The 21,055-nt window shown below is 59.8% G+C and carries 24 protein-coding genes; 1 reads left to right on the top strand and 23 read right to left on the bottom strand.

All coding sequences use genetic code 11. The features are described from left to right. Nucleotides 1-21 precede the first annotated feature (21 nt). The 20 genes from AABM52_RS23140 to AABM52_RS23235 all read right to left on the bottom strand — a co-directional run bounded on the left by AABM52_RS23140 (nt 22) and on the right by AABM52_RS23235 (nt 17,331). Nucleotides 22-1,026 carry a substrate-binding domain-containing protein gene (locus tag AABM52_RS23140; protein ID WP_347908232.1) on the bottom strand — a complete coding sequence of 335 codons (1,005 nt, stop codon included), beginning with the start codon at nt 1,024-1,026 and terminating at the stop codon, nt 22-24. 143 nt (nt 1,027-1,169) lie between these two features. Next, a complete protein-coding gene (locus AABM52_RS23145) occupies nt 1,170-1,988 on the bottom strand; it encodes an SDR family oxidoreductase (RefSeq protein WP_095944005.1) in 819 nt (272 codons plus the stop codon). Between the two features lie 273 nt (nt 1,989-2,261). Further along, on the bottom strand, nt 2,262-3,137 hold the full coding sequence (locus tag AABM52_RS23150; RefSeq protein WP_347908234.1) for an SMP-30/gluconolactonase/LRE family protein: 876 nt from the start codon (nt 3,135-3,137) through the stop codon (nt 2,262-2,264). A gap of 45 nt (nt 3,138-3,182) precedes the next feature. Next, nucleotides 3,183-3,899 (bottom strand): FadR/GntR family transcriptional regulator, encoded by a 717-nt coding sequence (locus tag AABM52_RS23155; protein WP_347908236.1) that lies wholly within the window; start codon nt 3,897-3,899, stop codon nt 3,183-3,185. Between the two features lie 101 nt (nt 3,900-4,000). Further along, nucleotides 4,001-4,561 carry a DUF1285 domain-containing protein gene (locus AABM52_RS23160; protein WP_347908238.1) on the bottom strand — a complete coding sequence of 187 codons (561 nt, stop codon included), beginning with the start codon at nt 4,559-4,561 and terminating at the stop codon, nt 4,001-4,003. A 16-nt stretch (nt 4,562-4,577) separates the two neighbouring features. Beyond that, entirely contained in the window at nt 4,578-5,186 is a 609-nt protein-coding gene (locus AABM52_RS23165) for a DUF4823 domain-containing protein (RefSeq protein ID WP_223545539.1), read from the bottom strand. Nucleotides 5,187-5,357: 171 nt separating this feature from the next. Further along, the gene (locus AABM52_RS23170; protein WP_347908240.1) at nt 5,358-6,326 is read right to left on the bottom strand and encodes a radical SAM protein; all 969 of its coding nucleotides are present in this window, start codon (nt 6,324-6,326) and stop codon (nt 5,358-5,360) included. Between the two features lie 137 nt (nt 6,327-6,463). After that, the gene (locus tag AABM52_RS23175; protein ID WP_007977040.1) at nt 6,464-7,102 is read right to left on the bottom strand and encodes a TetR/AcrR family transcriptional regulator; all 639 of its coding nucleotides are present in this window, start codon (nt 7,100-7,102) and stop codon (nt 6,464-6,466) included. Nucleotides 7,103-7,444: 342 nt separating this feature from the next. Continuing rightward, nucleotides 7,445-8,230, bottom strand: a complete 786-nt coding sequence (locus AABM52_RS23180) for a TatD family hydrolase (protein WP_347908242.1) — start codon at nt 8,228-8,230, stop codon at nt 7,445-7,447. A gap of 72 nt (nt 8,231-8,302) precedes the next feature. After that, nucleotides 8,303-9,289 (bottom strand): DNA polymerase III subunit delta', encoded by a 987-nt coding sequence (locus AABM52_RS23185; RefSeq protein ID WP_347908244.1) that lies wholly within the window; start codon nt 9,287-9,289, stop codon nt 8,303-8,305. Continuing rightward, complete coding sequence (gene tmk, locus AABM52_RS23190; protein ID WP_347908246.1) at nt 9,282-9,914, bottom strand: dTMP kinase; 633 nt, start codon at nt 9,912-9,914, stop codon at nt 9,282-9,284. The genes AABM52_RS23185 and tmk overlap by 8 nt, the downstream gene beginning before the upstream one ends. Nucleotides 9,915-9,933: 19 nt before the next feature. After that, nucleotides 9,934-11,166 carry an endolytic transglycosylase MltG gene (gene mltG, locus AABM52_RS23195; RefSeq protein ID WP_347908248.1) on the bottom strand — a complete coding sequence of 411 codons (1,233 nt, stop codon included), beginning with the start codon at nt 11,164-11,166 and terminating at the stop codon, nt 9,934-9,936. Between the two features lie 3 nt (nt 11,167-11,169). After that, on the bottom strand, nt 11,170-11,985 hold the full coding sequence (gene pabC, locus AABM52_RS23200; RefSeq protein WP_347908250.1) for an aminodeoxychorismate lyase: 816 nt from the start codon (nt 11,983-11,985) through the stop codon (nt 11,170-11,172). Next, nucleotides 11,985-13,229, bottom strand: coding sequence for a beta-ketoacyl-ACP synthase II (gene fabF, locus AABM52_RS23205; RefSeq protein WP_150717480.1), 1,245 nt, complete (start codon nt 13,227-13,229; stop codon nt 11,985-11,987). The genes pabC and fabF overlap by 1 nt, the downstream gene beginning before the upstream one ends. 109 nt (nt 13,230-13,338) lie before the next feature. After that, nucleotides 13,339-13,575 carry an acyl carrier protein gene (gene acpP, locus AABM52_RS23210; RefSeq protein ID WP_003175607.1) on the bottom strand — a complete coding sequence of 79 codons (237 nt, stop codon included), beginning with the start codon at nt 13,573-13,575 and terminating at the stop codon, nt 13,339-13,341. Between the two features lie 196 nt (nt 13,576-13,771). Next, entirely contained in the window at nt 13,772-14,512 is a 741-nt protein-coding gene (gene fabG, locus AABM52_RS23215) for a 3-oxoacyl-ACP reductase FabG (RefSeq protein ID WP_007997043.1), read from the bottom strand. Nucleotides 14,513-14,528: 16 nt separating this feature from the next. Next, nucleotides 14,529-15,467 (bottom strand): ACP S-malonyltransferase, encoded by a 939-nt coding sequence (gene fabD / locus AABM52_RS23220; RefSeq protein ID WP_347908252.1) that lies wholly within the window; start codon nt 15,465-15,467, stop codon nt 14,529-14,531. A 125-nt stretch (nt 15,468-15,592) separates the two neighbouring features. After that, nucleotides 15,593-16,603, bottom strand: a complete 1,011-nt coding sequence (gene plsX, locus AABM52_RS23225; RefSeq protein WP_347908254.1) for a phosphate acyltransferase PlsX — start codon at nt 16,601-16,603, stop codon at nt 15,593-15,595. A 4-nt stretch (nt 16,604-16,607) separates the two neighbouring features. Continuing rightward, a complete protein-coding gene (gene rpmF / locus AABM52_RS23230) occupies nt 16,608-16,790 on the bottom strand; it encodes a 50S ribosomal protein L32 (protein ID WP_003179396.1) in 183 nt (60 codons plus the stop codon). A gap of 13 nt (nt 16,791-16,803) precedes the next feature. Continuing rightward, nucleotides 16,804-17,331: a YceD family protein gene (locus AABM52_RS23235; RefSeq protein ID WP_008152342.1), complete on the bottom strand. Its 528-nt coding sequence runs from the start codon at nt 17,329-17,331 to the stop codon at nt 16,804-16,806. A 105-nt stretch (nt 17,332-17,436) separates the two neighbouring features. Here AABM52_RS23235 and AABM52_RS23240 point away from each other — a divergent pair, with 105 nt between their 5' ends. Further along, complete coding sequence (locus AABM52_RS23240) at nt 17,437-18,015, top strand: nucleoside triphosphate pyrophosphatase (RefSeq protein WP_347908257.1); 579 nt, start codon at nt 17,437-17,439, stop codon at nt 18,013-18,015. A gap of 88 nt (nt 18,016-18,103) precedes the next feature. On the opposite strand, the gene AABM52_RS23245 is transcribed toward AABM52_RS23240, so the two are convergent. Genes AABM52_RS23245 through rluC form a run of 3 tightly spaced genes read right to left on the bottom strand, consistent with a single transcriptional unit; the run spans nt 18,104 to nt 20,729 of the window. After that, on the bottom strand, nt 18,104-19,093 hold the full coding sequence (locus tag AABM52_RS23245; protein ID WP_347908258.1) for a S49 family peptidase: 990 nt from the start codon (nt 19,091-19,093) through the stop codon (nt 18,104-18,106). A 24-nt stretch (nt 19,094-19,117) separates the two neighbouring features. Continuing rightward, nucleotides 19,118-19,780: an HAD-IA family hydrolase gene (locus AABM52_RS23250; RefSeq protein WP_347908260.1), complete on the bottom strand. Its 663-nt coding sequence runs from the start codon at nt 19,778-19,780 to the stop codon at nt 19,118-19,120. After that, a complete protein-coding gene (rluC, locus tag AABM52_RS23255) occupies nt 19,767-20,729 on the bottom strand; it encodes a 23S rRNA pseudouridine(955/2504/2580) synthase RluC (protein WP_046037476.1) in 963 nt (320 codons plus the stop codon). Before rluC ends, AABM52_RS23250 begins: the two co-directional genes overlap by 14 nt. Nucleotides 20,730-21,055 lie beyond the last annotated feature (326 nt).

A 21,055-nucleotide genomic window follows, 5' to 3' on the forward strand; every position in this document is an offset into this window, starting at 1 on the left:
GCCGCTGAAATCAAACGGCTGTCAGTTCCACAGGCCGATCTTTTCCAGCTCCTGCTTGAAGTTGTCGCGGGTGATCAGCGTCACGTCATCCATGGCGGTGTACTTCGCCGGTTCTTTGCCGGTGGTGACCCACTCGTACATCATGCTGGCGGTGTTGTAGCCCTCGATGTGCGGGCTCGGCAGCATCGAGCCGTAGAAACCGCTGTCGGGTTTCTTCAGCTCGCCGATGGCGTCGGTACCGTTGATGCCGATGCCGATCACGTTGGCCGCGGCGAAACCGGCGCTCTCGGTAGCGCGCACACCACCCAGCACGGTGTTGTCGTTCATGCCGCCGATGATCAGGTTCTTCGCCGCAGCCGGCAGTTTCACCAGGGCCGAATTGGTGGCGTCCATGCTACCCGGCACATCGAGGGTCTTGAGGGCTGCGAACAGGATGTGGTCTTTCGGCATGCCGGCATCTTCCAGCGCTTTCACCGAACCGTCGGTGCGCTTCTTGCCGGTGTCGAGTTCGTTGTAGGTGTTGATCACCGCATAGGTGTCTTTCCAGTCCCAGCCGCGTTTCTTCGCTTCGGTCGCCATGGCATGGCCTTGTTTCTGGCCGACTTCGAAAGCGGCCATGCCAAGGTACGGCACGTCTTCCATGAACTTGCCGCCAGCATCGACAAAGCGGTCATCGACGGCGATTACTTTCAACCCGTTGAGCTTGGCCTTGGCCATGATCGCCGGGCCGAGTGACACATCCGGCGGGCAGATCACGAAGCCCTTGGCGCCGTTGGCCGCGAGGCTGTCGATGGCGGAAAGGGTTTTCTCACCATCCGGCACGGCGATCTTGATCAGGGTGAAGCCCTTCTCTTTCCCGGCCTTTTCGGCAAACGCCCACTCGGTCTGGAACCAGGGCTCTTCCGCTTGCTTGACCAGAAAACCGATTTTCACTTCCTCGGCCGCCAGCAGCGTGCTGCTCAGGCTGACCGCCGAAACCGCCAATGCGGCACAGCAGAGGGAACGGATTGCATGACGACGATTCATAAGCTGACTCCTTGTTATTGTTCTTGAGCGTTCTTTGAAAGTGTTTTTTTGTTAATCAATGGGCGGTAAAACCGTACTGCCAATAGTCATATCGTATGATGATTGGATTTCAGACGTAGTAGTGCGCCTGAAAGCCCGATCACTCAGTCGTGGTACATCACCGAGCGCCCGCCATCGATAGTGATGCACGAGGCATTGATGAACGGCGCTTCATCGCTGGCCAGGAACACGGCGGTCATTGCCACTTCGATCGGTTGCCCGATGCGGCGCGGCGGGTGCAGGTCAAACGCACGCTGGCGTTCGGCGTGGGGGTCGGCGAAACCGTTCCAGTAATCGATGTTGATCTGGGTTTCGATATAGCCCGGCGCGATGGCATTGACGCGGATACCCTTGGACGCATATTCGATACCCAGCGCGCGGGTCAGACCCAGCAGGCCATGCTTGGCAACCGGGTACGGGAAGCAACCCGGAATGATGTGGGAGGAATGGGTCGAAGCAATGTTGATGATGCTGCCGATACCCTGCTCGATCATCTGCGGCAGCACCGCCTTGCAGCCGTACCAGGCGCCATCCAGGTCGATGGCAAAGCAGCGACGCCAGTCTTCCTCGGTCATTTCCAGCGGATCACGAAACACGTTGACCCCGGCGCAATTGACCAGCACATCGATCCGGCCATGCAGGTCGATCGCCAATCGGGCCATGGCGTGCAGATCCTGCTGACGCGACACGTCGGCCTTGATCGCCACCACATCGGCGCCCTGGTCCCGCCAGTGCGCCGCGACCTTCTCGACTTTCTCGGCCTGAATGTCGCTGATGATCAGCCTGGCCTGCTGGGACGCGAAGGTCGCCACAATCGCTTCGCCAATCCCCTGGGCGGCACCGGTCAGCAATACGACCTTGTTTTTCAGGCGTTCACCCTTGGGCGGTTCGGGCACCGGTGGCAATGACAGTGGTTCAGCCATGGATCAAGACTCCTGTTCGAAGACACGACGAAAACCGGGCATCTGTCGATGTCCGGTCAAAAGGCGCTGGGTAGGAAGCAGGTGAGTGCGAAAACGTTTCAGCTCGGAAACGTTCTGAGGCACAGGCTCCGCAAGGGAGCACGGGGGAACTTCGCTGCATCACTTCACCTGTTTTGTTTTTTTAAGTGTGAGTGCATGTAACTCGTGAGGCCGACTATAAACCCGGCTCGCGACAAATCTCAATATATATATTTACATCCCATATTATGGGATTTATCCAGCGAAACGCGCGCAATGCTTTCCACGCACATCCACTGCAATCGACAACACCGCCCCATCCAACGTATGGCCCAACGGACTCGCTGCGCTGGTGATGTACAGGGTTTTCAGGTCTGTACCGCCGAACACGCAACTGGTGGGTCGACTGACCGGCAGCTCGATGATCCGATCGATGTTGCCGTCCGGGCTCAATCTGAGCAGACAGCTACCGTCCCAACGGGCATTCCAGATAAAACCTTCGGTATCCATCGCCGAACCGTCCGGGCAGCCACGCCCGTGCGGACCAAACAAGACTTGCGGCGCATCGAGGGCTCCGTCGGTACGGATGAAATGTCGATACAAGGTGCCGTCGAGGCTGTCGCCGAAATACACGGTGGTGGCGTCATCGCTCCACAGCAGTGTGTTGGGAATGCCCAGATTGCGAAGCAACGGCACAACCCGCCCTGCGCGTTCGATGCGAAACAGTCCACCGGAACGGCAGACGATGGGCAGGTCTTCTCCGTGTTCTCCGAGGTTGTTTTGCATGGTGCCGAGCCAGAGTCGGCCCTGGGCGTCGCAGCGGGCTTCGTTGGGGCGGTTGCCCGGCTGCGGATCGGCAACGCAAAACAATGTCAGGCGCGGTTCCAGGCCGGGCGAATCGAGATCGAGGCGATACACCCCGCTGCTCAGTGTCACCAGCGCGTCGCCGCTTTCGCAGGGAATGAACGCCGATACGTGCTCCGGCATCTGCCAGATCTGCACGTTGGCGCCGATCAACCGCAACGCCTGTTTACCGGCGATATCCACCCAGTACAGGGCTTGGGTGGGCGCATCCCAGAACGGGCCTTCGCCCAGTTGTGCCCGATGTTCGGTCACCGCAATCCACGCCATGAAACCTCCTGCATTGTTCTTGTTTTTATGTGGGGATTTTCGATGTCAGCTGGCCTTTTTATCGGCCATGACTTGCGGGTAGTAGCGTTTGATCGCCAGGTCCGCGTTATCGATCAGGGTCATGCAGGCCCAGACACCCCGGGCGGTATCACGGGCCGCGATAGCCTCGGCCAGGTCCCGGTGAATCGGCAAGGTGCGACGCAGTTCATCCGGGTCGGCGGCGGACACTTCAAAGGCCACCGCCAGCAACGCGCCGAGGGCGGGAACCATTTGTTCGATGAATTGGTTGTGGCTGGCGGCGAGGATGCATTCGTGGAAGAGCTGGTCGGCACGGTTGTAATCGATGCCGCTGTCCACCGCCCGTTCCAGCGCGTTGCAGGCCAACAGGATCGCGTTCACCTGTTCGCCGGTTGCGCGCTCGCAAGCCCAGCGCACGGCCATCGGTTCGATGGTGCGGCGCAGGTCGAGCAGATCGTCGACGAAGTTTTCCGGCAAGCCGCTGCGCGACAACCAGCCGACGACTTGTGGGTCGAAGAGGTTCCAGCGCCGCACCGGCAAGACCCGCGTGCCGACTTTTGGCCCGACCTCGAGCATGCCTTTGGCAACCAGGGTCTTGATGGCTTCACGGATGACCGTGCGGCTTACACCAAGTTGTTCGCCGAGGTCGGCTTCGACCTTGAGTGACTCACCCGCCTTGACCTGCCCCGTGGCGAGCCAGCAACCCAGCCAGTCAACCGTCGATGCATGAAAGCTGCTGGACATGGACACCTCAAAGCCGTTCGCAATGGAGGCCCACGCTAATCATCATACGATTGGATGTCAATTTGAATTTACCGAGTACACAGAAAGCACCGGGTTATGTGTCAGGGTTCCAGACCGATGGGGAAGAACTCGCCGCCACTCCATACACCGAGCCAGCGCTGGCCGTCGATCTCGCGACTCACCGCCAGCTCTACCAATTGATAGAACACGTTGCGATGGATCAAGGCTTCAAGATTGCTGCGCACATGCACGTAAGGGGCTGGCTCTTGGGTTACCGGGTCGATGACCACGCGCATCGGGTGTCCGGCACCGGCCTCGGTGGTTTCATCGACGTTGGTGGTAAAGCGCAACAGTTGCGCCTCGCCCTCGCCTTCCACCTCCACCGCAATCGCCACGAACGGCACATCGTCGACCTTGATGCCGACCTTTTCCACCGGAGTGATCAGGAAATAATCATCGCCGTCGCGGCGAATGATGGTGGAGAACAGTTTGACCATCGGCTTGCGCCCGATCGGCGTGCCCAGGTAATACCAGGTGCCGTCGCGGGCGATGCGCATGTCGATGTCGCCGCAGAAATCCGGATTCCACAGGTGCACCGGCGGCAAGCCTTGGGTCTTGGGGATTTGCCCCAGCAGGTCGTTGGCTTTTTGCGGGCCACTCATGGCGTTCTCCTTGGCATTACTGGTCGCTGAGGCCCAGCAGGCTGCGCGCGTATTGTTCCAGCGGCGGGCCCATCAGGTCTTCGGGTTTTTTATCGTGGAACGTCAGTAAACCGCCACGACTCTTGATGGTTGCAGTATCAATCAAATACTGGGTGCTGGTCTCGATCAACATGATCTGAATCATACCGCTGTCGATGCCGAGACGATCCAGGGCTTCCTGGTCCAGCCACTCGTCCGAGTTGCCGATACGGTCGTCAGACTTGGCAAACCGGGTATAGAGCAGATAGTGCGCACCGGCGGCACGGGCTTCGCCCATGGCCTGGTCGAGGCCTTCCGGCGTACGGGCACGGCGGACCATAGGGAAGTATTCGACGAAGCCATCGAACGCGACTTCGGCGATCACGTTGGGTCGCGGGTAGACGTCGCTGCCTGGGGGCATGAAAGCGCCTTGGGCGATGTAGACGAACGAGTCCGGTTGAATGCGCAGGTTGTTTACGCGACGGCTGTCACTGTGGTCGAGCAACCCCGCATCGCTCATATGGTAACGAGTCCCTTCGGCCATATCGCTGACGTTCATGCAGCCACCAAGTGCCAAAACGGCCAGCAGCAAAACCAGGCTACGCATCCTATCCTCCAGAGGCCGGTGTCGGAAAACCGGCGAATGGCCGTAGGATGCAGCTTCCGCGCCAGCTCAAGTTGCGCGTTGCCTGATCAAACGCAATCGCGGGCAAGCCACGCTCCCCCAGGTTTTACGCAAAACCTTGTGGGAGCGTGGCTTGCCCGCGATGAGGCCGGTTCAGCCGCCGATGATTTTCATCACGGTAGCGCCACCAGAGAACGCTACTTCCTGCTTGTCCCCCAAGGCTTTCACCAGCAGCCGCTGCAGCGCCGGCAGGGCCTGATGGCGCGGTTTGTCCAGCAGGTCGCCGATGTAATGGCGATTGCTCGATGACAGGCAGCCGTGCAGCCACCCGGTGGACGACAAACGAAGGCGCGAGCAGGTACGGCAGAAAGGCACACTTTCGTTGGCGATCACGCCGAAATGGCCTTGCCCCGGAATTTCATAGCGCACCGCTGTCGCATCGACGGGCGCGTCGGCTTGCAGATACTCGTAGCGCTCGCCGATCAAGCTCAGCAATTGCTGGAGGCTGACGAACTGTTGCAGAAAGGCATTGGAGTCGCTGGCCAGGTGGCCCATGCGCATCAGCTCGATGAAGCGCAGTTCATAACCGCGATCCAGGCAGTAGTCGAGCAGCGGCATCACTTGATCGAGGTTCTGGCCGCGTAGCGGTACCATGTTGACCTTGATTTTCATGCCGGCTGCACTGGCCTCGCTCATGCCGTCGAGCACGGTGGCCAGGTCGCCGCCCCGGGCAATGCCGCGGAACGCACTGGCGTCGAGGGTATCGAGGGAAACGTTGAGGCGCCGAATGCCGGCGTTCACCAACAGCGGCAGTTTCTTCGTCAGCAACTGGCCATTGGTGGTCAGGCTGATGTCTTCCAGGCCCATCTGCCCGACCGCGGTCATGAACGCTTCGAGTTTCGGGCTGACCAGCGGCTCGCCACCGGTAATGCGCAGACGCTCGATGCCCGCCGCTTCAATCAGATAAGCCACGCCGCGCGCCATGGCTTCGGCCGACAATTCATCCTGCGCAGCCACCAGCCGCTTACCGTTGGGCACGCAGTAGGTACAAGCGTAATTGCAGGCTGAGGTCAGACTGATTCGCAAGTTGCGAAAACGCCTGCCTTGACGGTCAACGATCATGATCACTCCGGCGGAAGAATATCGGGCCGCTAAAACTTGACTCAGAAATCAAGTTTTAGCAAGTCCTCTACCTGAGTATATTCCTGCGGTACTGCGCCAAGTAGCAAAATCATGGCGCAATAAGGCAACTGAATGGCTCAGCTACCGGAAGTGTCGGTGTCGCGCTTGCGCTTGTTGCCCATGCGCACGCCGATGTCCATCAGGAACTGGAAGAAACCTTCCTGATCTTCCAGCACATTGCTCCAGAACGGCGAGTGATACAGCGCGACGGCACCGTGCACCAGCGCCCAGGACGCGCAGTAGTGGAAGTAAGGTGGCACGTCTTCCAGCTTGCCTTCGCTGATCCGGCCCTTGATCAGCAGGGTCAGGCGTTCGAAGTTCGAGGCACGGATCTTGTGCAACTCCTCGATCATCTCCGGCACCTGGTTGCCCTTGACCACTTTCTCTTCGAGGCGGTCGAACAGGCGATAGCGTTGTGGATCGCGCATGCGGAATTCGAAGTAGGCCCGGGACAGGGCTTCCTTGTCCTTGTCGACATCGGCCGAATGCAGCAGAGCGTTCAAATCGCGCTCGTAGTCGAGCATCAGGCGCAGATAGATTTCCGCCTTGGATTTGAAGTGCTTGTAGATCGTGCCTTTGCCGATACCGACGGCATCAGCAATCATCTCGACGGTGACACTGTCTTCACCTTGTTCGAGGAACAGCTTGAGCGCGGTATCGAGAATTTCCTGCTCGCGGCGACGGAATTCACGGACCTTACGAGGTTCTTTATGCATAAGAAAAGGTCTGTCGGGGTCAAAATTCGAAGCCGCGTATTATGCCTAACTTACGCAAAAATGCACGGATCATCCGACCATATCTGCGCTTTCTGGTCATTCCGCGTACGTTTACCGGGTGATGAGAACTCTTCCGAAGCGCACGTATTCCAAATTTGTTTAAAAACCCGGGCCGCTAAACTGGACGAGGCGCAATCCTGATCAATACTTGAACTGTCGGCGGGGCATCTCCCCCAAGTGTCACGCCGATATTGGTACCAACGGACCGCGTGCCATTGTTTTACTCCTAATGGTCTTAACCCGGATTCACCCCCCAGAACCCGGGTTTTTTTTGCCTGCGATTTAACCTTTTACGTGCGCCAGCGGGAACAGTCGCTTGAAATTCGCCGTGGTCTGCTCGGCAAACCGCTCGTAGGGCTCACCACGCAACATTGCCAGAAATTCCGCAACTTCACGCACGTACTGCGGCAGGTTTGGCTTGCCGCGATAGGGGATCGGCGCCAGGTACGGCGAGTCGGTTTCCACCAGCAATCGGTCGGCTGGTACCTTGCTGGCCACATCGCGCAACGCGTCGGCATTGCGGAAAGTGACAATACCGGACAGGGAAATGTAATAGCCCATGTCTAGCGCAGACTTCGCCATCTCCCAGTCTTCGGTAAAGCAATGCAGTACGCCCGCCTGGGGCAGCGCCGCTTCACGCAGCAAGTCCAGGGTATCGGTGCGGGCACCACGGGTATGGATGATCACCGGTTTGCCGGTTTGTTGCGCTGCCTGCAGGTGCAGGCGGAAGGATTCCTGCTGCAACTCTGCCGCTTCCGGCTCGTAGTGATAGTCCAGGCCTGTTTCGCCAATCGCCACCACACGCGGGTGGTTGAGTTCGTGCAACAGCCAGTCCAGCGCCGGCGCGGCCCCCGGCTGCACATCCAGAGGGTGCACGCCCACCGAGCAGTCGACGTCGTCATAACGCTCGGCCAGGGCCTTGACGTCGGCCGCGTTGTCCGCGCTGACACCGATACACAGAAAGTGCCCTACCCCGCGCTGCCTGGCAGCCTCCAGGGCAGCATCCAGGGAGCCGTCGTGGGCGGTCAGGTCGAGGCGATCAAGGTGGCAATGGGAATCTACGAGCATAAGGGGCTGCAACTTGTATCGAATGGGTGGGACGGTCGGATGTACCGATACTCAGAGTTTAGGCGCAGACAGTCATCGCTGGGCAGGCAACGACGCCCATTGCACCAGTAATGCCTCCAGCAGCAAGGCCGGGTTGAGGTTGGCCTTGCTCAGGACTTTCTGCCGCTGGGCGAGGATCCAGTCCTGGATATCGAGGACTTTGCCCTGGGCACTTTTCTGCGCCAGGTATTGCACGACCTTGCGCATGTCGGTCAGGCCCAGGCCGGCTTCGTCCTGGGTCAACTGATAGCGCAGGATCAGGCTCGACCAATCGCAGAACCAGTCGAACAGGCGCAACATCGGAATGTTTTTCCATTCTTCGGCAAGTTGCGTCGGCGACTGTTGTTGCTTGAGGAGTTTTTTCACCCCTTCCACCACTTGCGCGCGCTGTTCACGCACGCCCTGGCCCTGGAGATTGACCGCCGCCAACGGCGAACCGGCGGCCAGGGTCAGCAGTTCGACACGCTCGTCTTCGGAGCACTCCGGCAACGCCTGGGCCAGCCACTTCAAGCTCATGGCCTCGCCCGGCAGCGGACAGGCCTGCTGCACGCAGCGACTCTTGATGGTTGGCAACAAACGGCCCGGCTGATGGCTGACCAGCAGCAAAACGGTATCGCCGGACGGTTCTTCAAGGCTTTTGAGCAAGGCGTTGGCGGCGTTGATGTTCATCGACTCGGCCGGCTCGATCAGCACCACCTTGCGCCCGCCCAACTGCGCGGTCTGCACCACGAAACCGACCAGGTCGCGAACCTGATCGACCTTGATCGCCTTGTCGGCTTCTTCCGGCTCCAGGATGTAGTTATCCGGGTGACTACCTGCCTTGAGCAGCATGCAGGATTTGCATTCGCCGCAGGCTTCCAGCGCGTTCGGGCGCTGGCATAGCAAGCTGGCCATCAAACGCTCGGCCAGTGCCCGCTTGCCGATCCCGGCCGGGCCATGCAGCAGATAGGCGTGTGCATGCTGGGCGCGACCGGCCAGTTGCTGCCAGAGGGTTTCCTGCCACGGGTAGGCCTCAGCCACGGTTCAACTCCAGCAGGCGCGGCAGCAAGGCATCCAGCGATTGCTGGACCTGTGCCAACGGCTGGGCAGCATCGACCAGCACATAACGCGCCGGATCCGCCTTGGCTCGCTTGAGGAAGGCACTGCGCACGGCATCGAAAAAGGTCCGACCTTCGAGCTCAAAGCGATCCAGACGACCGCGAGCGCTGGCGCGGGCCAGACCCACTTCGACAGGCAGATCGAAAATCAGCGTCAGGTCCGGGCGCAGATCGCCCTGGACGAAGGTTTCCAGGGTCGCGATGCGCTCCAGCGACAAGCCGCGACCGCCGCCCTGGTAGGCATATGTCGAATCGGTAAAACGATCACACAAAACCACCGCACCGCGGGCCAGCGCCGGGCGAATCACTTCGGCGAGGTGTTGGGCACGCGCCGCGAACACCAGCAGCAACTCGGTGTCCGGGTTCATGACTTCATCGACCGGGGCCAGCAGCACTTCACGGATGCGCTCGGCCAGCGGCGTGCCACCAGGCTCGCGGGTCAGCACCACCTCGATGCCGGCGGCGCGCAGGCGCTCGGCCAGGTATTCGCGATTGGTGCTCTTGCCGGCGCCTTCCGGGCCTTCCAGAGTAATAAACAAGCCGGTCACAGGCAGTCCTTAGTCAGAGTCATTGCGAGCTTTTCGGTGCGTTGGCATCGAGTTCGGGCGTTTCAGGGGCTGGCGCAGGATCCTGCGGCGGCACTTGCGGCAGCGCCTCGGGAGCCGTGTTCGGTGAAGCGGCCGGGATCGGCGCCTGCTCCTGCGAAGCCTTGGCCTCCTGCGTACCGTTTTGCTCAGCCTGGGTTGGCGGCATTTCGGTCGCAGTAGCGGGAGCCGGGCTGGAGCGGTAGTCGGCGCGACGCTTGAGCTGGAACTCCTTCACGGCATTGTTGTGGGCATCCAGGTCGTCGGAGAACACATGAGTGCCGTCACCACGCGCCACGAAGTAAAGGCTGTTGCCCTCCACCGGATTGAGCGCCGCATGGATGGCTTCGCGGCCGACCATGGAAATCGGGGTCGGCGGCAGGCCCGCATTCATGTAGGTGTTATAGGGCGTCGACTCCTTGAGGTGAGCCCGGGTCAGCTTGCCGCTGTAGCGGTCGCCGAGGCCGTAGATCACCGTCGGGTCGGTCTGCAGCAGCATGCCTATCGCCATGCGGCGCACAAACACGCCGGCAATCTGCCCACGCTCCTGCGGTACGCCGGTTTCCTTTTCCACCAGCGAAGCCATGATCAGCGCCTGATAGGGCTCGGTGTACGGCACATCGGGAGAACGCTGTTCCCACTCCTTGACCAGAACTTCGTCGAGGCGGTCGTAAGCGGTTTTCAGCAGCTCGACATCGGACATGCCCCGTACGTAACGATAGGTGTCAGGGAAGAATCGCCCCTCCGGAAAAATCCCGGTGTGGCCGAGCTTGTCCATGACCTGGCTGTCGCTCAAACCGTCGAGACTATGGTCAAGCCTCTCTTCCTTGGCCAGCGCTGCACGGACCTGACGGAAATTCCAGCCTTCGACCAGGGTCAGGCTGTACTGAACCATGTCCCCGCGTTTCCACAGGTCGATCAGGCCTTCGACGGTCATGCCCGGTTTCATGCGGTATTCACCGCTGTGCAGGGGTTGTTTGGCGAGGTTGAAGCGCCAATACACCCGCAGCCAGAATGCGTCCTTGATGACGCCATTGGCTTCGAGTCGGTAGAAGGTGCGGGTCGGCGTGGTGCCCTTGGGCACATCCAGCAATTGTTCCTGGGCAATGTTCAGCGGCTGTACCAGCGCCGAATGAATTTTCCAGGCTGAAGCACCCATCAGCAGCCCTGCCAGAACCACTCCGGTTTCCAGCAGCAGCAAGAGTTTACGTCTCACGTATCAAGCATCCAGTAGAACACGGGCAATGGTTTGGAGTTTACGGGTGAGCGGCCCAACCGGCCAGTGAAGAGCAGCATAGGCGTGCACCGGCCAAATACCATACACGCTGTTGCAGACAAAGACTTCGTCAGCCCATTGCAGCTGTTCGAGGGGGATATCGGAGATTTGCGTGGGGATTCCCAACGACCTGGCCTGAAACAATATTTCGGCACGCATCACGCCTGCCACGCCGCAGCGCTTGAGGTCAGCGGTGATGAGCACGCCATCACGCACCAGGAACAAGTTGCTGAACACGCCTTCAATCACGCGTCCGGCCTGATCGAGCATCAAGCCTTCGGCATGCTCGGTGTCCTGCCATTCGGCTCGGGCGAGGACTTGTTCAAGACGATTCAGGTGCTTGATACCGGCCAGTAATGGCTGCCTGGACAATCGCGTGGCGCAAGGAAACAGACGTACACCCTGCTCGCCATGCGCAGCAGGGTAAGCCGCCGGTGGATTGCCTTGCAGAATGCGTCGGGCCTGAGCCGAAGGATCGGGGGCGTAACCGCGCAGACCGTCGCCACGGGTGAGAATGAGCTTGAGCACCCCGTCACCCAGTGCCGCGGCGTAGGCCAACAGTTCGCTGCGGATCAGCTCATGCTCGGCTGTTATCGCCAGGCGCGAACAGCCATCCGCCAGACGCGACAGATGCCGGTCCAGCAACACGGGCTGCCCGTTGCGCACGGCGATGGTCTCGAACAGACCATCGCCATAAGCCAGGCCGCGATCCTTCAGCGACAAAGCGTCAGCCGGCTGACCGTCGACCCAGCTGTCCATCAGCCTGCGAACCGGCGGAACACCAGCGAGCCGTTGGTGCCGCCAAAGCCGAAGGAGTTGGAAACGACCACATCGATATCCATGTTGCGCGCCGTGTGCGGCACGAAATCGAGGTCGCAGCCTTCGTCCGGCTCATCGAGGTTGATGGTCGGCGGTGCCACCTGGCCGTTGATTGCCAGCACGCTGAAGATCGCCTCGACCGCGCCCGCCGCACCCAGCAGGTGGCCGGTCATGGACTTGGTGGAACTGACGGCCAGCTTGTAGGCGTGCTCGCCGAACACCGACTTGATCGCATTGACTTCGGCCAGGTCGCCTGCGGGAGTCGAGGTGCCGTGGGCATTGATGTACTGCACTTGATCGCCATTGATTTTGGCATCGCGCAGCGCATTGGTGATGCAGCGCGCAGCACCCGCGCCATCGGCTGGCGGCGAGGTCATGTGGTAGGCATCGCCACTGGTGCCGAAGCCGATCAGCTCGGCGTAGATAGTCGCGCCACGCGCCTTGGCGTGCTCGAGTTCTTCCAGCACCAGCGCACCGGCACCATTGGACAACACAAAGCCATCGCGGCCCTTGTCCCATGGACGGCTGGCGCGGGTCGGCTCGTCATTACGGGTCGACAACGCGCGGGAAGCACCGAAGCCGCCCATGCCCAGACCGCAGGCCGCCATCTCGGCGCCGCCGGCAATCATCACGTCGGCTTCGTCGTACATGATGTTGCGGGCTGCCATGCCAATGCAGTGTGTACCGGTGGTACAGGCCGTGGCGATGGCGTAGTTAGGTCCCTGTGCACCGAGGTGGATGGACAGGAAACCGGAAATCATATTGATGATCGAGCCTGGCACGAAGAACGGAGAAATCCGTCGTGGGCCGGTCTCGTGCAGCGTGCGGGCGGTTTCTTCGATATTGGTCAGACCGCCAATACCCGAGCCCATGGCCACGCCGATACGCTCACGGTTGGCGTCAGTGACTTCCAGACCGGAATTGCGTACCGCCTGAAAACCTGCGGCCAGACCGTATTGAATGAACAGGTCGAGCTTGCGGGCTTCCTTGACCGACAGGTATTCCTCGACATTGAAGTCCTTTACCGAGCCGCCAAAACGGGTGGAATAGGCAGAAAGGTCGGTGTGTTCGATCAGACCAATGCCACTGCGGCCAGCCAGAATGCCCTGCCAACTGCTCGGCACATCCGTGCCCAGTGGCGACAACATACCCATACCGGTGACTACGACGCGTCTACGCGACACAGCACTCTCCTTTTTTCAAATGACGACTTTGCATCAGGCCTAAAGAAAAAACCGCACGCCATGATGGCAGTGCGGTTTTTCCATGACAGCGAGCAACGATTACAAACTATTACGCCTGATGGCTAGTAACGTAGTCGATTGCAGCTTGTACAGTAGTGATCTTCTCGGCTTCTTCGTCAGGGATTTCGGTCTCGAATTCCTCTTCCAGAGCCATCACCAGCTCAACGGTGTCAAGGGAGTCGGCACCCAGGTCTTCAACGAAGGAAGCAGTGTTGACCACTTCTTCTTCTTTAACGCCCAGTTGCTCAGCAACGATTTTCTTGACGCGCTCTTCGATGGTGCTCATACCTTGTTTTCACTCCTAATGGACAAATTCAGGCAGCTGGCCAGTGGGTAAGTGTATAGAAAGGCTTTTCAGCTTTTCAACTGAAAGCTTCACTCCTCGAACCCGGTGACCCTCTGCCTATAAATAGATTGCAGCTTTATAACGGATTTTAGACAGCTCGTATGACATTTTTTTGAAGCAATCCGTCACATTTGAATTACATGTACATCCCGCCGTTCACCGGGATTGTAGCTCCGGTAACGTAAGCCGCACCGTCCGACGCAAGAAAAGCGACCACGGACGCGATCTCTTGAGCCTGCCCCAAACGACCCAGCGGAATCTGCGTCTGCAAGGCTTCACGCTGTGCCTCGGGCAGTTCACGAGTCATATCGGTATCGATGAACCCAGGGGCCACCGAGTTTACCGTAATCGAACGCGAACCGACTTCACGCGCCAGAGCACGGCTGAAACCTTCCAGACCGGCCTTGGCGGCAGCGTAGTTTACTTGGCCTGCGTTGCCCATGGCACCCACAACCGAGCCAATACTGATAATTCGGCCCCAACGGGCTTTGGTCATGCCGCGCAAAACGCCCTTGGACAGGCGGAACAGACTGTTCAGATTGGTATCGACAACGTCGTGCCACTCGTCGTCTTTCATGCGCATCATCAGGTTATCGCGGGTGATACCGGCATTATTGACCAGAATCGCCGGCGCACCGAACTGCTCCTGAATGCTCGCCAGGACCGCAGCCACGGACTCGTCGCTGGTGACGTTGAGTTCCAGGCCAGTGCCCTGAATACCGTTTTCCTTCAGGGTCGCGGCAATGCGCTCGGCACCCGACGCGGAGGTCGCGGTACCCACAACGATGGCGCCCTGACGACCCAGTTCCAGGGCGATAGCCTGGCCGATGCCACGGCTGGCACCGGTGACCAGTGCAACTTTACCTTGCAGACTCATGCAAGCTTCTCCTGATTCAGGCCAACGCTGCACGGGCGGCAGCGAAAGCGTCTGGGGTATTGAGGTTGGATGTCGACACGCCTTCGGCGCAACGCTTGTTCAGACCGGCGAGTACTTTGCCCGGGCCACACTCGACCAGGTTGGTTGCGCCCTTGGCGGCCAGCACCTGGACCGATTCAACCCAGCGTACTGGCTTGTACAGTTGCTCGAGCAGATCGCGCTTGAGGGTTTCCAGATCGGCCGGCACCTGGGCACTGACGTTCTGCACCACAGGAATCTGCGGCGCCTGCCAGTCGATCGCGGCGATCGATTCGGCGAAACGCTCGGCAGCCGGACGCATCAGCTCACAGTGCGACGGCACACTGACCGGCAACGGCATGGCTCGCTTGGCACCACGCGCCTTGCAGCCTTCGATGGCGCGCTCGACGGCAGCCTTGGCACCGGCGATGACCACCTGGCCCGGCGAGTTGAAATTGACCGCGCTGACCACCTCGCCTTGCGCCGCTTCGGCACAGGCCGCCAGTACGTCGGCATCGTCCAGGCCCAGGATGGCGGCCATGCCGCCCTGACCGGCCGGAACGGCTTCCTGCATCAACTGACCACGACGCTCGACGAGTTTCACCGCGTCGCCCAGGCTCAGGCTGCCTGCCGCGACCAGCGCGCTGTATTCACCCAGGCTGTGTCCGGCAACGTAAGCCGGACGCGCACCACCTTCGGCCAGCCACAGACGCCACAGGGCGATAGAGGCGGTCAGAATGGCCGGTTGGGTTTTATCGGTTTGATTGAGTTGCTCTTCCGGCCCTTGCTGGGTCAGTGCCCACAGGTCGTAACCCAGTGCATCGGAAGCTTCTTTGAATGTTTCAAGGACAACCGGATGTTGCGCGCCCAGCTCGGCCAGCATGCCGAGGGACTGCGAACCCTGTCCTGGAAAGACGAATGCGAGGGAAGCAGACATGTAACAAGCCCCTAATGATCTTGTCGTCGGAGAGTTGGCGCCCCGCTTTGGGGACGCAAGAAACTGACAGTTGGATGGCCCATCGAACCAAGCGGTCACATTTAAGCATTGTCCGACGAAAACGCCTAAAGCAACAAATCCTCCAGACGACCGTGCAGGCGTTCAGGAAGATTCTCTTGAATCTCGATCAAGGCGCGCTGAATGGCACTTTGAAAACCCTGGACCCCGGCAGAACCGTGGCTTTTCACCACAATCCCCTGCAAGCCGAGAAAGCTCGCGCCGTTGTGCCGGGCAGGCGCCAGATCGGCCTGCAAACGCTTCATCAACGGCAGCGCCAGCGCGCCGACCACGCGAGAGGCCAAGTTCTTCCTGAACAACGCCTCGATGCGCCCGGCAATCATGGTCGCCAGACCTTCGCTGGATTTGAGCAGGATGTTGCCGACAAAACCGTCACACACCACCACATCCGCTTCGCCACGGTACAAACCGTCGCCCTCGATAAAGCCGATGTAATTGATGCCACGGGCGCCTTGCAACAACGTCGCTGCCAACTTGACCTGTTGATTGCCCTTGATGTCTTCGGTGCCGATGTTCAGCAACGCCACCCGAGGACGCACTATGCCCAGGGTTTCAGCCGCAACCGAACCCATGACCGCAAACTGCAACAGATGCTCGGCACTGCAATCGACGTTGGCGCCCAGGTCGAGCAACTGGCAGTAACCCTTCTGTGTCGGAATCGCCGCCACCATGGCCGGGCGGTCAATGCCCGGCAAGGTCTTGAGCACGAACCGCGACAACGCCATCAGCGCCCCGGTGTTGCCGGCACTGACACAGGCCTGGACCTTGCCGTCACGCAACAACTCAAGCGCCACGCGCATCGACGAGTCAGGTTTGCCACGCAGGGCCTGGGCAGGCTTTTCGTCCATGGTGATGACTTCGGACGCCGGTGTAATCGACAGGCGCGCGCGATCCACAGCCGGATGGCCAGCGATCAATTCTTCAAGAAGGGAGGGTTGACCGACGAGGGTCAGGTGCAGCGAAGGTGTAGCAGACAAGCAAGCAAGGCTGGCCTGGACAATGCTGCGGGGACCGAAGTCCCCGCCCATTGCGTCAATCGCGATGACTTGAGCGGACAAGTGATTACTCGTCAGCGCCCTTGTCGATCACTTTACGGCCACGGTATACGCCTTCTGGCGATACGTGGTGACGCAGGTGAACTTCACCGGTGGTTTTTTCTACAGACAGGGTGCTAGCCTCGAGAGCGTCGTGCGAACGGCGCATGTCACGGGCAGAGCGGGATTTTTTGTTCTGCTGAACAGCCATAATTGATTAACTCCTAAACGTTTGGGTCACGCTTTAACTGCGCCAATACACTGAACGGGTTGGACCGCGTTACCTCGTCCTCGCTCGGTTCGGGCTCATCGAGACCCGCCGGCTGCTGGCATTCTTCCGGATGATGAGCAGGCACAATGGGCAAGGCGAGCAGAAGCTCCTCCTCGATCAGTGACTGCAGATCCAAAGGATCTTCGCCCAGTTCCAGCACGTCATAACCTTTCGGCAACGACTGGGTATTCGCACCCTCCTTCACCACAGCGTAACTGCATTCGCTGTGGATCGGCAGGGTGACCAGCTCAAGACAACGCTGGCAAACCATTTTGACTTCAGTGTCGATAAAGCTGTGGATGACCACAGATTTACGTTCATCTCGTTCAAAAACGAATTTAGCCTGCACCGTACCGACAGTGTCGGAAAGCGGGTCGCAGAGTCTCTCCAAATCGGCCAGCAGCATTTCACCTTGAAGGGTGGTGCCACGATCAGCCAATTTGCGCGGGTCAACGTGAGGTGGAATCGGGTCATTCAACATAGGCGCAGCATTATAGGGATGCCCCCGCCCATGTCAAAGGAAATTCAGCCCTGTCCGTCACTTGGAAGCCTCGCTAGAATTCGCACCTGCCTTACGGAGTTGCGCATGCTGCCATTATTACTCGCTTCCAGCTCGGCCTATCGCCGGGAATTACTGACCCGCCTGCAGCTGCCTTTCACTTGCAGCTCGCCGGATATCGACGAAAGCCATCGCCCGGGCGAATCCGCCATCGAGCTGGTCAAACGCCTCGCCGAAGAGAAAGCCCGCGCCCTGGCCGGCAGCCATACCGCTCATCTGATAATCGGCTCCGACCAGGTCGCCGTGCTGGGAGAGCGGATTATCGGCAAGCCCCACACGTTCGAAAAGGCCCGCGAACAACTGCTGGCCGCCAGCGGCGCCAGCGTGACGTTCCTGACTGGCCTGGCCCTGCTCAACAGCCAGACCGGGCACTGCCAGGTCGATTGCGTGCCGTTCACCGTACACATGCGCACACTCGACGCAACCCGCATCGAACGCTACCTGCGCGCCGAGCAACCCTACGACTGCGCAGGCAGCTTCAAGGCCGAAGGCCTGGGGGTAAGCCTGTTTCGCAGCACAGAGGGCCCCGACGCCACCAGCCTGATCGGCCTGCCGCTGATTCGCCTGATCGACATGCTGTTGACTGAAGGCGTGCAAATCCCCTGAAAGCAAAAAGATCGCAGCCTGCGGCAGCTCCTACACGAATTAGCGTAGGAGCTGCCGCAGGCTGCGATCTTTTGACCTTAAAGCCGGATCAGCGCAGCGACGGCCCGTTAAAGCCCATCCACATCGCCAAATGCTCAGCAACGCTGGCACCGAGTTTTTTCGAGAAACGATCGAATGGCGACTCCTGAACGGTGAAGTCCACCAACTCTTTCTCGCCGATCACATCCCGCGCAACCGAACTGGCATTGCCCAGCCCATCGACCAACCCCAGCGGCAGCGCCTGCTCGCCGGACCAGACCAGGCCGGAGAACAGTTCCGGATGCTCCTTATCCTTCAGGCGATCGCCCCGCCCCTGCTTCACACTGCTGATGAACTGCTTATGGGTCGTGTCGAGCACGCCCTGCCAGAAGGCGGTTTCTTCCGCTTTCTGTGGCTGGAAGGGATCGAGGAACGACTTGTGCTCGCCAGAGGTGTAGGTGCGACGCTCGACGCCCAGCTTCTCCATGGTGCCGACAAAACCATAACCGGCCGCCGTCACACCGATGGAACCGACCAGACTCGCCTTGTCGGCGTAGATCTGATCCGCCGCACTGGCAATGTAGTAAGCGCCGGAAGCCCCCAGATCGGAGATGACCGCATAGAGCTTGATGTCCGGGTGCAGGCCGCGCAGACGACGGATCTCGTCATAGACATAACCCGACTGCACCGGACTGCCGCCCGGGCTGTTGATGCGCAGGATGACACCCTTGACCTTCTTGTCCTCGAAAGCCGCGCGCAGGCTGCCAACGATATTGTCTGCGCTGGCCGGCTCCTTGTCGGCAATCATGCCCGTCACATCGATCAACGCCGTGTAATTGGCACTGCGGGTAGCGGCCTTCTCCACATCCATCAGCGGCGAAAACAGGGCAATGGCACCGAACAGATACACAAATATCAGAAGCTTGAAGAATATCCCCCAGCGACGAGACCGCCGCTGCTCCTGTATGCTGGCCAGCAGCGTCTTTTCCAGCAGCTTCCAGCTTCTGTCGTCACCGCTCTCTGCGCTCGCCTTGGCGGGCGCCTTCCATTCGTCGGTCATGCCATCCACCCCAAAAACAACCGGTTAAGCCTGCTGACTCAGCCAGGCATGCAATTCTGAAAAACGATCGATGGCCAGTAGCGGCTCATACAACTTCAACGCTTCGATCGATTGAGCGCCGTAACTGACGGCCACCGAGCCCATGCCGGCGTTGCGCGCCATCTGCAAATCAAAGGACGAATCACCGACCATCAACGCCTGCTCCGGGCGAACCTCGCAATGCGCGAGAATCTGCTCGAGCATCAGCGGATGAGGCTTGCTGGCGGTCTCGTCGGCGGCGCGAGTGATATCGAAGTAATTCTCCCAGCCATGGGACTTCAACACCCGATCCAGCCCGCGACGGGCCTTGCCGGTCGCCACAGCCAGATGATAGCCCTCAGTACGAAACGCCTCGAGCGATTCGACCACACCCTCGAACAGCGGCGAAGGCACAGCCTCCGACGCAATGTAATGCTCAGCATAGTGCTCGCGGAAGGCAATCAGCTCGGCGTCGTCGATTTCGGGGTACAGGGTGCGGATCGCTTCCGGCAAGCCCAGGCCGATGATACCTTTGACGGCCAGATCATCGCGCAGCTCAAAGCCGGAACGTTGCGAGGCAACGTGCATCGCCTCGACAATCCGACCAATGGAATCGGCCAGGGTGCCGTCCCAATCAAAGATCAGCAGCTTGTAATCAGATGGGCGCACTCAATCGCTCCACGGTTTTGGCCCACATCTCGTCGACCGGCGCTTGCAGCTTCAGCTCACCGCCATCGGGGAGCGGCACGGTCAGCATGTAGGCGTGCAGGAACAGGCGCTTGCCGCCCAGATCGCGGATTTCCTTACTGAAATCGTCATCGCCGTACTTGGTGTCGCCCGCAATGCAGTGCCCGGCGTGCAACGTGTGGACACGGATCTGGTGAGTGCGGCCGGTGATCGGCTTGGCTTCGATCAAAGTGGCAAAGTCGCCAAAGCGACGCAGGACCTTGAACACGGTCACAGACTCCTTGCCCTCCTCCTCGTCGACCTCGACCATACGCTCACCGGAGCGCAGATTGCTCTTGCCGAGCGACGCTCGAACCTGCTTGATCGAAGACGCCCAGTTACCGCGAACCAGCGCCATATAGCGCTTATCGACGCCATCACCGCGCAAGGCCGTGTGCAAGTGACGCAGCATGCTGCGCTTCTTGGCGATCATCAGCAGGCCGGAGGTGTCACGGTCGAGACGATGAACCAGTTCGAGCTCCTTGCAATCGGGACGCAACTGACGAAAGGCTTCGATGACCCCGTAATTCAAGCCGCTGCCGCCGTGAACGGCGATGCCGCAAGGTTTGTTGATCACGATCAGCGCCTTGTCTTCGAAGACAATCGAGGCCTCGAGCCGCTGCAGCAGGCCTTGTGCCAGTGGCACCGGCTCGTCGCGCTCAGGCACACGTACCGGCGGCACGCGCACGATATCGCCCGCCTGCAGCTTGTACTCGGGCTTGATCCGACCTTTGTTCACGCGCACTTCGCCCTTGCGCAAAATGCGGTAAATCAAGGTCTTGGGCACGCCTTTGAGTCGGGCGAGAAGGAAATTATCAATGCGCTGGCCGGCATATTCCGGCGAGACCTCAAGCAGTTGTACGCTTGGAGTCGGGGGGGTAGTCGTCGTCATGGCGCGGATGATAACAATTTTTTATGGAATTGAAGCACTTAATCATTGCTGCTATAGTCGCGAACGCCGCCAAAAGCGGCCTGGACAGCGGACCAACGGTCAAAAACCGGCCCTGACCAACGCAATTCACCAGGACGCGAGGCCGTCCTACGGGGCTTTCGCTACGTAACGGTGGAGTTTGCAGGTGTAACGAGCGCAGGTGACATGAGGCCTGAATCACGCCACAAAGCAGAGTTTTCACTCGTTTTGCGAGCCATATTCACGGCCAGTTCACAAAGTGCAGTCAGCTGCGAATGACCCCGAGCGAAGGCATCGGAAACAACGCC

Source organism: Pseudomonas grandcourensis, from assembly GCF_039909015.1.
In the GTDB taxonomy this organism is placed as follows: domain Bacteria; phylum Pseudomonadota; class Gammaproteobacteria; order Pseudomonadales; family Pseudomonadaceae; genus Aquipseudomonas; species Aquipseudomonas grandcourensis.

Bases quoted from the DNA above. Each gene is read 5' to 3' on its own strand.
- AABM52_RS23140 (WP_347908232.1), bottom strand. From the start codon at position 1,026: ATGAATCGTCGTCATGCAATCCGTTCCCTCTGCTGTGCCGCATTGGCG.
- AABM52_RS23145 (WP_095944005.1), bottom strand. From the start codon at position 1,988: ATGGCTGAACCACTGTCATTGCCACCGGTGCCCGAACCGCCCAAGGGT.
- AABM52_RS23150 (WP_347908234.1), bottom strand. From the start codon at position 3,137: ATGGCGTGGATTGCGGTGACCGAACATCGGGCACAACTGGGCGAAGGC.
- AABM52_RS23155 (WP_347908236.1), bottom strand. From the start codon at position 3,899: ATGTCCAGCAGCTTTCATGCATCGACGGTTGACTGGCTGGGTTGCTGG.
- AABM52_RS23160 (WP_347908238.1), bottom strand. From the start codon at position 4,561: ATGAGTGGCCCGCAAAAAGCCAACGACCTGCTGGGGCAAATCCCCAAG.
- AABM52_RS23165 (WP_223545539.1), bottom strand. From the start codon at position 5,186: ATGCGTAGCCTGGTTTTGCTGCTGGCCGTTTTGGCACTTGGTGGCTGC.
- AABM52_RS23170 (WP_347908240.1), bottom strand. From the start codon at position 6,326: ATGATCGTTGACCGTCAAGGCAGGCGTTTTCGCAACTTGCGAATCAGT.
- AABM52_RS23175 (WP_007977040.1), bottom strand. From the start codon at position 7,102: ATGCATAAAGAACCTCGTAAGGTCCGTGAATTCCGTCGCCGCGAGCAG.
- AABM52_RS23180 (WP_347908242.1), bottom strand. From the start codon at position 8,230: ATGCTCGTAGATTCCCATTGCCACCTTGATCGCCTCGACCTGACCGCC.
- pabC (WP_347908250.1), bottom strand. From the start codon at position 11,985: ATGGACAGCTGGGTCGACGGTCAGCCGGCTGACGCTTTGTCGCTGAAG.
- acpP (WP_003175607.1), bottom strand. From the start codon at position 13,575: ATGAGCACCATCGAAGAGCGCGTCAAGAAAATCGTTGCTGAGCAACTG.
- fabG (WP_007997043.1), bottom strand. From the start codon at position 14,512: ATGAGTCTGCAAGGTAAAGTTGCACTGGTCACCGGTGCCAGCCGTGGC.
- fabD (WP_347908252.1), bottom strand. From the start codon at position 15,467: ATGTCTGCTTCCCTCGCATTCGTCTTTCCAGGACAGGGTTCGCAGTCC.
- rpmF (WP_003179396.1), bottom strand. From the start codon at position 16,790: ATGGCTGTTCAGCAGAACAAAAAATCCCGCTCTGCCCGTGACATGCGC.
- AABM52_RS23235 (WP_008152342.1), bottom strand. From the start codon at position 17,331: ATGTTGAATGACCCGATTCCACCTCACGTTGACCCGCGCAAATTGGCT.
- AABM52_RS23240 (WP_347908257.1), top strand. From the start codon at position 17,437: ATGCTGCCATTATTACTCGCTTCCAGCTCGGCCTATCGCCGGGAATTA.
- AABM52_RS23245 (WP_347908258.1), bottom strand. From the start codon at position 19,093: ATGACCGACGAATGGAAGGCGCCCGCCAAGGCGAGCGCAGAGAGCGGT.
- rluC (WP_046037476.1), bottom strand. From the start codon at position 20,729: ATGACGACGACTACCCCCCCGACTCCAAGCGTACAACTGCTTGAGGTC.